This window comes from Spirochaeta isovalerica, assembly GCF_014207565.1.
In the GTDB taxonomy this organism is placed as follows: domain Bacteria; phylum Spirochaetota; class Spirochaetia; order DSM-2461; family DSM-2461; genus Spirochaeta_F; species Spirochaeta_F isovalerica.
This window is the reverse complement of the sequence record NZ_JACHGJ010000014.1, coordinates 33,009-46,219: the sequence shown is the minus strand read 5'-3', so window position 1 is coordinate 46,219 and position 13,211 is coordinate 33,009. Positions and strand designations below refer to the sequence as shown.

The window sequence follows — 13,211 nt, the reverse complement described above, 5'->3', positions numbered from 1 at the left end:
GAGGATTACCCATGTTTCTTTTGAAAATGGCACTATTAAATCTGGCCAGACATAAAAGGCGAACTTTGATTACAGCTTTCGCCATCTCCTTCGGCGTTGTCTCTTTTATATTCATCGACTCCATGCTCAAAGGAGCGGACAGCGAGTCCGTCAGAAATTTAAAATGGTATGAAACATCATCAGCAAAAATTCTCCATAAGGAATACTGGGAAAACCGGGTCCAGAAGTCTCTCAATTATAATTTCAGCGGATCCGATGAAATCATCGCCCGTTTGAACGGGCAGGGTATCAACGGGACGGAAAGAACGGAATTTTACGGTGAAATGATCCTCAATAAGCAGGATTTCGGAGAAGACGGCAATATTTCCGTACAGGTTACGGCCATTAATCCCCTCAGAGACGAAGATGTGTTTCACTTTCGCGATACTCTGGTGGACGGACGGTTTCTCAATCCGGGAGACGAAGGGATTCTTCTCGGTTCGTGGCTGGCTGAAGATATCGGAGCTGAAGTCGGGTCTGTCGTGACCATTGTGGCGAGAGGGCGGGGCGGCTTTTTCGAAGCAATGGATCTCGAATTGCTTGGCATTGTCAATTGCCCCAATCCGACGGTAAACCGGCGGCTTATTATGATGCCCCTGGATACTGCGGATGATTATCTCTTTCTGGAGGGAACCGTTTCTGAAATTGATATAAAGGAAGAGGATATCGATTCCGTCAGAGCTATTCTCCGGGATTATCCCGATCTTGTGGTTCTCGGTTTTGAGGACCTGGCGAAGGATTATCTGTCCATGATGGAAATGGAGAAAAGTTCGAGCGGCATCATTCTTTTTCTTATTTTTATTATTGCCGCTGTAGGTATTTCCAACACTATGCTGATGACCATGTATGAGCGTTTCCGTGAGATCGGGATGATGCGTGCCATGGGGATGGCCGATGGGAAAATCCGGATAATGTTTCTGCTGGAGGCGGCTGGCATCGGTTTTCTCGGGGCTCTTGTGGGGATTCTGTTCGGGATATTTGCTGTTTTCTTTCTCATTCATGTGGGGATTGATTACGGATTTGCCACGCGGGAGTTTGATCTCGTCTACCGGGTTCAGGCTATTTTCAGGGGGGAGTGGAACTGGTCTACCATGGCTCTCTCCGCCCTGGCTTCTTCAGCCATATCCACTCTCGTTGCCATCTTCCCGATAAATCGGGGGCTGAAGCTCGATATTTCATCGTGTTTGAAACATCAGTAGCAATTAAATTTGACATCCTTTTATTAAAGAGCTATATTTATATTGTACTAGAAGAATAGTACAAGTAGACAATAGGAGTAAACCTGTGGCGGAAACAGGAGTAAAAAAACTGGAATTCAGTCTCGACCCCAAGAGCGGTGTTCCTTTTTACAAACAGATTATTCTCCAGGTGGAAATGGCCATAGCGGACGGGCGCTTGACCAAGGGTGAGCAATTGCCCACAGTGCGGAGCCTGGCCGTGGATCTCCGTATAAATCCCAATACGGTAGGCAGGGCCTACAACGAAATGGAAATACGAGGCATCGTCAATACCCAGCAGGGTACGGGAACATTCATCAGCAGAAAGGAAGTTCAGCTCGATGAAGTTGAGCGGGAGCGCGTCCTCTCCGGTATTACGAAAACTTTTATCTCCAAAGCCGGTTCCTATGGTTTTACTCTCGATGAAATTATCGATTATCTGACTGATTTAAAATCAGAAAACGAAAGAGGAGGGAATAAAAAATGAACCTCATGCACAACAGGGAAGAGAGAGTCAAAAATATGAAAGGTTTTAAAATCCAGAAGGATTTTCATTACAGTTCTGTCTCTTTTCTCTTCCTCGGCCTGTTTATCATGGCCGGATATTTTTTTCAGGTGAACTACGGCGTGTCATCGGAACTGATGCCTATCGTTAAGATTTCCGGTGCCATACTGGGAGCAGGGGTCGTCCTGACGGTCCTTCCGCTGTGGTCAATGGTAATCTTTGTGATTATCGCGCTTCAGCTCAATGTTATCGCTCTCTTTGAAGGGTCCTATCTATGGCTGATGCTGACCGGCTCGGCGGGGATAGTCATTTCCGCATCGATCCAGCTTGTGTATCAGTGGGACAAGGTCGTGATTCTCAGGGCCGGGAAGTTCAAGAAAGTTCATGGTCCGGGTCTTTTCTTTCTCATTCCGCTTCTGGACAGAATCGCCGCTTTTGTCGATACGAGAATCCGGGTGACGGACTTTACTGCGGAAAAAACATTGACCAACGATACGGTTCCCGTCCATGTGGACGCCCTGGCATTCTGGATGATCTGGGAGCCGAAACAGGCTGTACTGGAAGTTGAGGATTATTTTGAAGCGGTATCACTCTCCGGACAGACGGCTCTCCGCGATGCGATCGGAAAGCATAAACTGGCGACTCTACTGGCCGAAAGAGAAGAACTGGGTAATGAAATCCAGCAGAAGCTGGATGCGAAAACCAATCCCTGGGGAATTACAATCCTCTCCATTGAAATTACGGAAATCATCATCCCCAAGGAGCTGGAGGATGCCATGAGTAAGCAGGCCCAGGCGGAGAGAGAAAAGAAATCCCGGGTTATCCTGGGAGAAGCGGAAGTGGAAGTGGCTGCGAAATTCGAAGAAGCTTCGCTGAAGTACAGCGGCAACCCTACGGCGCTCCAGCTCCGGGCCATGAATATGGTATACGAAGGGCTGAAGCAGAATAACAGCCTGATGCTTATGCCTTCTTCGGCACTGGATAATATGAATCTGGGGGCTGTTATGGGAACCGCTGCCCTGAACAAAGTCAAAGACCTGCCCGGGCAGGTGAAAAACAAAGAAACAGTACATGAAGATAAAGAGACGGGAGGAGAAAAATGATTAAAGTTGAAAATGTCGTGCGGAATTATCACGCCGGCGAAACAGTCGTTAAAGCCCTGAGAGGCGTATCTCTGGAGATTGGAAAAGGTGAATTCCTCTCGATAGCCGGTCCCTCCGGTTCGGGAAAGACCACGCTGCTCAACCTTATCGGATGCATTGATCAGATGGATGGCGGTGAAATCTCAATAAAAGATGAAAAGATTTCATCTATGAATAAAAAGGAAAAGACAAATTTCCGCCGGAACAATCTCGGGTTTATTTTTCAGACCTATAACCTGATCCCTGTACTGACAGCCTATGAAAATGTCTCCTTTGTGCTGTCGCTTCTCAACCTCGGTGAAAAAGAGATACAGGATAGAACTATGGCTATTCTCAAAGAAGTGGGTCTTGAGGGGATGGAGCACAGAAGGCCTTCAAGGCTATCGGGAGGTCAGCAGCAGCGTGTCGCCATAGCCAGAGCCCTGGTTAAAAATCCGGAGATCGTTCTCGCCGACGAGCCGACAGCCAACCTCGATTCCGATACGGGAAAAGAAATTCTGGAGCTGATGAAAGAGATGAACAGAAAGCACAAAACAACTTTCATTTTCTCGACACATGACAAGATGGTCATGGAGTATGCCAGCAGATTAGTTATGCTGCACGACGGGCAGATTCAGAGCGACGAAAGGAGATAACCATGAAATTTTTAATTTCACTGGCCTTTAAAAATCTGACCAGATATAAAAGACGGACAATCATAACCGCGAGTGCCATTGCTTTCGGGCTGATGATGTATATTTTCATAGATTCCATGCTCATGGGCGCCGAATACGAATCGGTCCGGAACCTGAAATGGTACGAAACGGCCTCGGCCAGAATTCTCAATGAGGAGTACTGGGCAAACCGTTTTCAGAAACCGCTTGATCTCAGCATTGCCGATCCCGATAAGATTCTGAATAAACTGGAAGCGGAAAAGATAGCCGCTACCAAGAGAATCAGCTTCGGCGGAGACCTTATTCTCAATAAAGAGGATTTCGGTGAAGAGGGAAATCTTCCAGTCAGCGTCTTTGCCATTGATACGGAGAAGGATTTTGATGTTTTTGAGTTCGGCGACACTCTTGTGGACGGACGGTTTCTTGAACCGGGCGAAGATGCTGTGGTCATGGGATCCTGGATGGCCGAAGACATCGGCGCCGAAGTGGGTTACTGGATAACCATCGTCGCCAGAGGAAACGGCGGATTTTACGAGGCAATGGACCTCGAGATCGTCGGGATTCTCAACTGTCCCAACCCCAATGTGAATCGTACGCTTCTCATGATGCCCTTTGAAACGGCCAATGATTATCTGGCAATGGATGGAGCGGCAACAGAGATCAATATCAAGCTGCCGGCCAATGCCGACGTGGACGCGGAAGTTGTCAGAATTCAGAATATGCTGAACGGAGACGGACTTACCGTTATGGGATGGGAAACCATGGCAAAGGATTTTCTCGCTCTGGCTGAGGCCAAAAGGGGTGGAACCGGGATGATTCTGTTCCTCATATTCATCATTGCGGCTGTCGGTATTTCCAATACCATGCTGATGGCCATATTCGAGCGGACCAGAGAGCTCGGCATGATGAGGTCTCTGGGGATGGCGGACAGCAAGATCAGAATCGCTTTTATGATCGAAGCGGCGGGAATCGGAATCGTCGGATCGCTGATCGGGCTGGTCCTGGGAATGGGAGCGGATTTCTTTATAGTGGAAAAAGGCATCGACTTTACATCGATCATGCGCGATATGGATATGGGTTACCGCATCCAGGGGGTTTTCCGCGGTGAATGGAATCCCGGCACCATGGTGAAAGCTTTTATTGCGGGAATCGTTATTTCGTCGCTTGTCGCTTATTTCCCGACTAAACGGGCTTTGAAGATGGATATTCCGTCCTGCCTGAGACATCAGTAAGGGGGAGAACAAATGAATACGAAACTGTTGAAAACAGCCTTCAGGAATATATCGCGAAACCGCAGGAGGTCTATACTTTCGGGAATGGCTATCGGAGTCGCGGCCATGACGATAGTCCTGATGTTCTCGCTCATAGCGGGAATGAGTACTGATATGGCAAACAATCTGATCAATTATTACACCGGCGAAGTCCGTGTGAAGAACGCCCGTTTTGAGGAATTCGAACGGTACAACCCCATGCACCTTACTGTGAATCAGGAAAAGGTGGAGAACGCTCTGGCGGGAATGGAAGAGATCGAGAGCTTTGTTCCCCGTACGACTTTCCCATCAAGCCTTTACATCGGCGGATCCAATTTCGGAGCCGTCGGAATCGGAGCGGACTTTGACAGAGAAGACGCCTATATGGATTTCAAAAGCTCTCTGAAAGAAGGGCGCCTGCCTGTAAACGGAGAAAAAGAGATGATCATGGGGGCTGTTCTGGCCCGGGACCTCAATCTCAAAATAGGAGATAAGGTAACGGTTATGTCAACAACGGCAGCCAGGGGCACCAACGCCATTACGCTTAAAATCGTCGGTCTCTTCGCTCTTCCCGTCGGTGAACTGAACGCCAAATTCTTCTGGATTCCACTCGATACGGCCCAGTATTTCCTGAGAATGGACGGAGAAGTCCTGGAAGTTCTTATAAAAATGAAAGAGGGATACGACGCAAAAGATTTTGCCGCAAAACTGGGAGAAGAACTGAAAAACGGATCGGGAACGGAATACGATGTCCGGTCATGGGACCAGATAAGCACGACGTACGGTTTTCTCAAGCTGGCGGATATGATTTACAACGTGATGGCATTTATCTTCTTTATTCTCGGCAGCACGGTCATCATCAACACGACAATGATGGTCATCTACGAAAGAATGAGGGAAATCGGTACGCTCGGCGCTCTGGGTATGCATGGCAGCGAGCTGACCAGACTCTTTTTTCTCGAAGGGACAATCATCAGCATCATCGGAACATCCATCGGAGTGGTATTGGGAATCGGCATCGTCCTGTATTTGAGCCGGGTGGGGATCGATTTCACTGACGCCATGTCCGGACTGGATTTCGAGATATCTTCCTATCTCTATCCCCAGCTGAAAGCGGGAAGAACCATTTTCGTCTTCTTCTATTCTGTAGTCGTGGCTTCGCTGGCCACACTTATACCCTCACGCAAAGCGGCGAGAATTCAGCCCGTCGAAGCGCTGAGATATATTTAGGAAATGAGAAATTGGAGGTTCATGTGAAAAACAAATTATTTATACCTATCGTAATTGCAGCTCTGATGATTCCCGTCAGCCTTACGGCTTTGACAGGGGAGGAAATCGTCCGGAGAGCTGATGATATTCAGGTTTTCGACACATCGGCGGCAACCGGAGAAATGCGGATTAAAGACCGCTTCGGCACCAAAGTCAGCACATTCAAATCCTGGTCCAGAGGGGCCGACGAGTCTCTCATCGAATTTACCAGTACCGCGGAAAGAGGGCAGAAAGTTCTCAGAACGGAAGATGAGCTCTATCTCTACTACCCCGATGCGGAAGAACTTATCCGTATGCAGGGATCCATGCTCAGACAGTCCATGCTCGGGTCCGATGTTTCCTATGAGGATATGACCGGCAACAAAGACCGGTTATCCCAGTATGACATAAAGCTGCTCGGTGAGGAAAGCTTTAAAGGGCATGACTGCTACGTCGTGGAAATGACGGCGACCGTGAGAACCGTACCCTATCCCGTACAGAAAGTCTGGATCGACAAAGAGAGCTTCCTCGGATGGAAAGGGGAGTATTACACCAAATCGGGAAGACTCCTCAAGGAAATGGAAGTTCTTCAGGCCCGGGAAATCAACGGAAGGATGATCGGTGTGGAAACCAGAATTGTCGACAAAATGAAAACCGACACGGAAACGGTTATGAAAATCAACGATATCGAAATCAACATCCGGCTTGACAACAACCTTTTCTCTCTGGAAGAACTGTCATGGTAAAGCGCTTATTTCCGGTGCTGCTGCTTCTGGCGGCAGCGCCGTTTCTCTCCGCTGAGAACAATATCACAATTGATATGACGCTCTATAACACGGTGATGCAGAGCCGGGAAGTAAATCCGGGTACGGAAGGATATCATGATGCCGGAGGTACATGGGTTCCTCCCGTGCTTCCATCTGTCGGTGACAAATACTGGGCGTATGGTATGGCCGGTACGGGAGCATTATCCTTCAAATCGACTGGAAATGCTAATGTCCGCGCTGATTTCGCACTTGATTTCAGTTATCCCGATATCTCCGGAATTCCTGTCATCACCCTTCAGAAAGCTTATGTAAAAGCGAAATTTCCTTCTTTCCGTCTGACTGTGGGCAAGACAAGACTGGGGTGGGGAGACGGCTTTGTCTTCAACTCCGGAGATGTTGTCTTCGGCAGCATTTCCCCTAATGTCAATCTTGTGGGATCGGAAGTGAGAACGGAAACAGCCTGGATGACATCGGTCAACATTCCCCTGGGTCGGTTTTCCTTTATCGAACTGCTTTTGCGGGCTCCTGAGATGATTTTTTCAGGGACGACGCCTGTCGGACTGGGCAATGTCCTGGATCTCGGCGCGGGAGGACGGGTATATACCAAGCTCGGCGACCTGAAAGTTGAACTCGGATATTACTTTGATGGAACGGATACCATCGACTACGATATTATAGTCACCGATGGAGATGAATCCCTGACGATTCCCGCGTTTCAGCGACCGTATTTTTCCATTCAGGGCAACCTGGGTGCTGATTTTTATCTGAACTGCTCTCTGGCTATTCCCTTTGCGGCAGGAGACGATCTGGCGGACATTATAAAAGACACATGGAATATAAGTTTCGGGCTTTTTCATATGGTGGAGGTCGGTTACGGAAATTCTCTGACCTTCCGGGTGGAATCTGTTTTTCTTCCCTTCCTCGACTGGAGAGAGGATGCCGGATCCGCGGGTACTTATGCGCTAATGCTGTATCCCGAAATCGCCTTTGCCTACGGGCAGAATCTGAACTTCTCTTTGCGGAGTGTTTTCAGCCCCATCGATCTGTCAGCGATGCTGACCGCCGGATTCAGCTGGAATGTCTTTGAAGGGTTCAATCTTCTCGGCTATACCAACTTCTTTATCGGCGATGGAGATGATACCTTCTCCTGGAACAAGGATAATGATGTCTGGGAACTCGGGGTAGATATGGTTGATGGTGTCTCTGTAATGGTTGGAGTTCAGTATATTTATTGATATTAACGTCTCTGAATTGATAGCCCTCCCATTATCGGGAGGGTTTTTTATAGGAAATTTTCCTATAGACGGAAATTTTATTCAATGTGATAATGAGTTATTAAAAAAGTTTACTTCTAAATTAAAGGATTTATTCAATCTAATGAAAAAAATTTATCTCTTATTTGCTGTAGTAGCTGTACTGCTGTTCGCTTCTTGTGATGGACTTTCTTTTTCTGATGGAACCATAACAGTCAGTGTTTCAAATATCAGCTCTATTCCCGATTTTGATCCAGGAGTTTCTGGTATTTATTTTGAATCATACATAGGAAATGATTTTATTGCCGGAACAAAAGTTCTTGGTTTTTCAGGTTCTGATACATCTGTACCGGTTGGATATCCTGCTCACGTTTTCGATGGCGGTGATATTGTCGATGTTGATGTGCTTGTCGACATCGATGGAGATGATAATTTAAATACAGGAGATGTCTATTGGTTAATAAATTATATGAGAGTCACTGTTGATGGTGATTCTATAATCAATGTAGATAATTCAGACTTCGAATTAATGAATTAATTAAAGTATAGAAGAGAGTCGATTTACTTCTCTTCTATACAACTGAATATACTTCATGCTATCTTCCCCCCATGGACAAAAAACGAATTAAAGCCGAAATTTTTCTCGTTCTGGTCACCATCATCTGGGGCGGAACATTTGCCATAATCAAAACGGGACTGGAGGATTCAACTCCTCTCATGCTGCTGGCCGTCCGCTTCGGAGCGGCCTTTCTGATCTTCTCGCTTCTTTACTTTAAGAAATTCAAGTTCAATGGTAAAAAGACCATAATCAACGGTATCATTCTCGGCATATTCATGTTCATCGGCTATGCGGCCCAGACAGTTGGTTTGGCCTATACAACCGCTTCAAAAGCCGGTTTCATCTCCTTCACTTTCGCACTTTTTGTTCCTTTTCTGCAGATCTGGATTCTCAAACGCAAACCTTTTATGGGTAACGTTGTCGGCCTGATTGTTGTTTTCGCAGGAATCTGGATCATTTCCAAACCTACTGGCGGACCATTCAATGTCGGGGATATGATTATGCTCATCGCCGCAGTCGGCTATGCCTTTTTCATCATCTTCATGGATCTGATCAATAAAAAGGAAAGTCCCGAACTAATGACCTCCATTCAGTTCCTCACAACTTCACTTCTCAGTATCATCGCCTCATTCTTCCTGGAAGAGCCTAAGCTCAATCCCACACCTTCTTTTCTGTTTTCCATCGCCTACCTGGTTATTCTGGGCAGCGTTTTCTGCCTCTATATGATGAATCTCTACCAGAAAGATACATCGCCGATGAGAGCTGTTCTAATCTATTCGCTTGAACCTGTTTTCGGCGTCATTTTCGCAATAATCCTCCTGGGTGAGAGCTTTTCCATTCGGGAAGTCTCCGGCGCTCTTCTCATTCTCGGAGGAGTTCTTCTTTCTGAACTTTGGGAGATTATCGGTATTGGGAAGAGGAGGACATAGACCGATAATCGGAAGGTGAGGTTCTGATGGATACGTACTCTGACATATATACTCACCCTCTTTTTTTCGGACTTTCATCCTCAGCCGCGGGTCAACTCGCTGAGATATTTACTGAATATACCTGCGATGAAGGCGCTGTTCTATATTATAAAAACGATGGGAAAGGTGCTCTTTATATTTTTCTCGAAGGGGAGTTCTGCTCTGCATCAGCAGATAATAGTCAAAAGGACTTTTTCTTCCCGGGAGACTTTACGGATCCCCAAGATATTTTTGATAACACGACCCATGAGCAGACTCTGATTTCACGAAGTTCCGGAAGGTATCTCAAAACGGAGAGAGAGTCCTTAGTCGCCTTACTCGGAAGATTAAAGAAAAGCGATTACAACAAGCTGCGCGGCAGACTCAAAATCGGAAAAAATGAAAGTTCTCTTAAAAAGCCGGCTTCAAATGATAATGCCCTGACCTGGAGAAAAAGCGGATTCTTTCTTGTTGAACGCCTTCAGTATCCTTTTCTTATCCTCATTGCCATGACTGTTCTCTCTATGAGTTCTGTTTCTTTTCCCTATCAGAACTGGTTTTACAAAGCCGCTTCTCTTATGATTTTCATCTATTCAGCCCTATGTCTCATTCTCTGGCTGGCTGAAAAATACTCTCTTCGAGGATCTGAATTAACATCTGTCAGGTTCAGTCTTAATCCTCCGGGTCTCAGGCAGATCACTCTTCCTGTAGATCAGATCTGCGGAATCATGGTGCAGAAGAAAAAGCTGAAAAACCGTTTCTTCAATGTGGGAAATCTTCATATACAGACGGCAGCCGGTACCGTTCTGCTTATGGAACACCTGGACCGGCCCCAGAAAATCGAACAGGAAATCTCACAATATCTCGCAACCCGGTCAAACCGGATGAAAGACCGGGACAGAGTGGAAATCCGCAAGCGAATTGAAAATCACTTCGAAGTCAGAGAGGATATCCACAGTTCCGAAAAGAGTCAGGAAGAATCACAATCTCCCGGGGAAGTCCTGTTCAGAAAGTCGGGAATCTATCTTTTCTTTTCTATCTGGTGGCAGATTCTTGCTATCGGATCGGTTTCTTTTCTCATTTGGTTGTTTCGCGATAGCGGAGGAACCTATCTTCTTTTGACTCTTATCCCATTTATCGCTATTATGCTGTGGCGGGTACAGGATTGGAGAAACGATCTCTATAAAGTGGCAGGCGGAAAGATCATCGATATAAACAGGAAGCCTTTCGGAAAGAGCGAAACATCCAATCTTGCAGATATCGGGTTCGTAACGAACGTAAAAGCTGAAAAAAAAGGTTTTTTAAGGTATCTTTTCAATTATGGAGATGTGGAGATCGAAACAGCCGGCGGAAAACTCGTTTTCGAAACCGTCGCCGATCCTGTCTCGGTTCAGAGAACTCTGCTTCAACAGAGAGAGCTCTGGAAAGAGGAAGACTTCAAGAAAGAAAGAGACCGGCAATTTAATGATTTTCTGGTCTATTCGGAAATATATAAGCAGGCGGAAGAGCAGAACCGCCTCAACCGTTTGACACCGCCCTGCGGAGGCGGAAGGAAACAGGGAGTTTAATCACATGAAGAAATCGCGACTCATTGCAGCCCTGATGATATTAATCAATATGACTCTATTTGCCGGTGGGGAGGAATATCTCTATTTCCGCTCCGTCAGGCAGGATGGAATGTACAGGATACACGGGGTGTCTCCCCTCGACAGCGAAACGGAGAAAGAGGTAAACAGTTATCGGCTCGGTTTCAAGAAGGGAAGGCTCGTATCCGTGGAGTACCTGATCAATGGAAGAGTCAGCCTGGATCCCGTTCTGGGAGCGCAATCTGTCGATGTGGAGTACGAGGACAATTATATCCGATACCGATATAAAGACAGCTCCGGGAATCCGGTTCCAAACAACCGGACTGATGCCTATTCCATACGTCTCAGGCTCGATGAATGGGGAAAGACAACAGCCGTCTTCTTTTACGATAGGCTGGGTAACCTGAAACCGAATAAAGACGGAGTCTCCGCTGAAATCTGGACCCTGGATAAGGAAGGACACCGCATCAGCTCCTTTTTCCTCGACGCCTTCGGCAACCGCATAACCGATGCTCATGGAACCTTTCAGGATTTCTACAAATATGATGCCCGGGGCAACGTTATCGAGCGGGGAGCTTTCGGGCGGGACGGAAAGCCGGTCAATTCAACCCGTACAGGAATCGCCTTCTACAATTACACCTGGGACAGCGACGGCAATATGGTTATGGAACGCCGTTTCGATAAAGATCGGAAGCCGGCTGTGGATAACACGGGAACATCTGCATCATCATTCATCTATGATTCCAATGGATATCTGATGGAAAAGACCAATATGAATACGGCTTACCGCCCTTTTGAGGACAACCGCGGGGTCGCTACCTATAAATGGGCTTACGATGAGTTTGGCAACCGCATCCGTGAAGAGCACTACAACCGCTGGGGAGTTCTGACTCCCGATGAACACGGAGTGACCATATACACCTGGACCCATTACAAACAGGGAAATGAGCTGGAAATGTATAATCTCGATGCCAGGGAAAATCCTGTAGAGGATGATATGGGGCTGGCTTCCTACCGATGGGTTTACGATGCTATGGGCAATAAGCTTGAAGAGAAGCACTACGGACTCGATAATGAGCTGAAGGAAGATCCCTGGGGCATATCCATTTATAAGTGGGCCTATAACGAGAGAGGGCTCATGACCAGCTCGGAACACTATTCGGATTATAATGTTCTCATAAAGGATTCCATGGGCGTCGCTGTTATCAAGTGGCAGTATGATGATAAGGGAAACCGGACAGCCGTACGGTATTACGATGAGAACCAGGAGGCCGTGACCAATACAACAGGTGTGTTTATGAAAACCTGGTCATATGATAATTTCGGCTTTGTTATCGAGGAGCGAAATTTCGGATTATACGGCCAGTTGAAAGCTGATAATAAGGGTGTCGCCATTATCAAATGGGATCGAGACTACCGCGGTAAGGAAATCAGTGTGACCAACTACGGCATCGATGAACAGATAGTCGAGAACAACGAGGGTATTGCCATGTCCCGTTTTGAATATGACAGGCTGGGTAATCGCCTGAACGAAGAGCGTTTCAGCAGAAAAAGTCTCTTAAGCGACAGTTAATCGGAGGCGAGAAGCAGTGAAGCGTAGGCTTCGATGGCTTCGCCCCGGCCAACCGCATCTACTTTTTCCTTTGTTTTTCCTTTTACGGATATCCGGCTTATATCTGTCCCCAGGGCATCGGCCATGGTTTGGCGAATCTCTTCTTTGTAAGGAAGGAGCTTCGGTTTTTCGAGAACGACAGTACAATCGAGGTTTATCAGGCTGAATTTTCTTTCTCTAATAATTTCCATTGTTTTTTTCAGCAGAACAAGGCTGCTGACATCTTTCCAGCGGATGTCGCTCGGTGGAAAGTGGCTGCCGATATCACCCTCAGCGATAGCTCCGAACAGAGCATCGATTACCGCGTGAAGCAGAACATCTCCGTCGGAATGGGCTTCTTCTCCGAAGTCGCAGGGGATATGGACTCCTCCGATCATCAGTTTTCGACCGGTTTTGAGTTTGTGCAGGTCATATCCGAAACCAATTCTCATCC

The 13,211-nt window shown here is 47.0% G+C and carries 13 protein-coding genes; 12 read left to right on the top strand and 1 reads right to left on the bottom strand.

From position 1 onward, the window contains the following. Positions 1-11 precede the first annotated feature (11 nt). From HNR50_RS21400 to HNR50_RS21345, 12 genes are all read left to right on the top strand, one after another. On the top strand, positions 12-1,238 hold the full coding sequence (locus HNR50_RS21400) for an ABC transporter permease (RefSeq protein WP_184748852.1): 1,227 nt from the start codon (positions 12-14) through the stop codon (positions 1,236-1,238). A gap of 85 nt (positions 1,239-1,323) precedes the next feature. Continuing rightward, positions 1,324-1,743 (top strand): GntR family transcriptional regulator, encoded by a 420-nt coding sequence (locus tag HNR50_RS21395; protein ID WP_184748851.1) that lies wholly within the window; start codon positions 1,324-1,326, stop codon positions 1,741-1,743. Continuing rightward, positions 1,740-2,864: a slipin family protein gene (locus HNR50_RS21390; RefSeq protein WP_184748850.1), complete on the top strand. Its 1,125-nt coding sequence runs from the start codon at positions 1,740-1,742 to the stop codon at positions 2,862-2,864. Before HNR50_RS21395 ends, HNR50_RS21390 begins: the two co-directional genes overlap by 4 nt. Further along, complete coding sequence (locus HNR50_RS21385; RefSeq protein ID WP_184748849.1) at positions 2,861-3,538, top strand: ABC transporter ATP-binding protein; 678 nt, start codon at positions 2,861-2,863, stop codon at positions 3,536-3,538. Before HNR50_RS21390 ends, HNR50_RS21385 begins: the two co-directional genes overlap by 4 nt. A 2-nt stretch (positions 3,539-3,540) precedes the next feature. Continuing rightward, positions 3,541-4,788, top strand: a complete 1,248-nt coding sequence (locus HNR50_RS21380; protein WP_184748848.1) for an ABC transporter permease — start codon at positions 3,541-3,543, stop codon at positions 4,786-4,788. A 12-nt stretch (positions 4,789-4,800) separates the two neighbouring features. Continuing rightward, positions 4,801-6,036: an ABC transporter permease gene (locus HNR50_RS21375; protein WP_184748847.1), complete on the top strand. Its 1,236-nt coding sequence runs from the start codon at positions 4,801-4,803 to the stop codon at positions 6,034-6,036. A 23-nt stretch (positions 6,037-6,059) separates the two neighbouring features. Continuing rightward, positions 6,060-6,800 carry an outer membrane lipoprotein-sorting protein gene (locus tag HNR50_RS21370; RefSeq protein WP_343060259.1) on the top strand — a complete coding sequence of 247 codons (741 nt, stop codon included), beginning with the start codon at positions 6,060-6,062 and terminating at the stop codon, positions 6,798-6,800. After that, positions 6,794-8,056 (top strand): hypothetical protein, encoded by a 1,263-nt coding sequence (locus tag HNR50_RS21365; protein ID WP_184748846.1) that lies wholly within the window; start codon positions 6,794-6,796, stop codon positions 8,054-8,056. The genes HNR50_RS21370 and HNR50_RS21365 overlap by 7 nt, the downstream gene beginning before the upstream one ends. A gap of 16 nt (positions 8,057-8,072) precedes the next feature. After that, positions 8,073-8,612 carry a hypothetical protein gene (locus HNR50_RS21360; protein WP_221439954.1) on the top strand — a complete coding sequence of 180 codons (540 nt, stop codon included), beginning with the start codon at positions 8,073-8,075 and terminating at the stop codon, positions 8,610-8,612. A gap of 71 nt (positions 8,613-8,683) precedes the next feature. After that, complete coding sequence (locus tag HNR50_RS21355; protein ID WP_184748844.1) at positions 8,684-9,562, top strand: DMT family transporter; 879 nt, start codon at positions 8,684-8,686, stop codon at positions 9,560-9,562. A gap of 26 nt (positions 9,563-9,588) precedes the next feature. Next, on the top strand, positions 9,589-11,148 hold the full coding sequence (locus HNR50_RS21350) for a hypothetical protein (protein ID WP_184748843.1): 1,560 nt from the start codon (positions 9,589-9,591) through the stop codon (positions 11,146-11,148). A gap of 4 nt (positions 11,149-11,152) precedes the next feature. After that, a complete protein-coding gene (locus tag HNR50_RS21345) occupies positions 11,153-12,739 on the top strand; it encodes a hypothetical protein (protein ID WP_184748842.1) in 1,587 nt (528 codons plus the stop codon). Here HNR50_RS21345 and ispF read toward each other — a convergent pair. Then, a complete protein-coding gene (ispF, locus tag HNR50_RS21340; RefSeq protein WP_184748841.1) occupies positions 12,736-13,209 on the bottom strand; it encodes a 2-C-methyl-D-erythritol 2,4-cyclodiphosphate synthase in 474 nt (157 codons plus the stop codon). The two genes, HNR50_RS21345 and ispF, sit on opposite strands and share 4 nt — an antisense overlap. Positions 13,210-13,211: the final 2 nt, after the last annotated feature.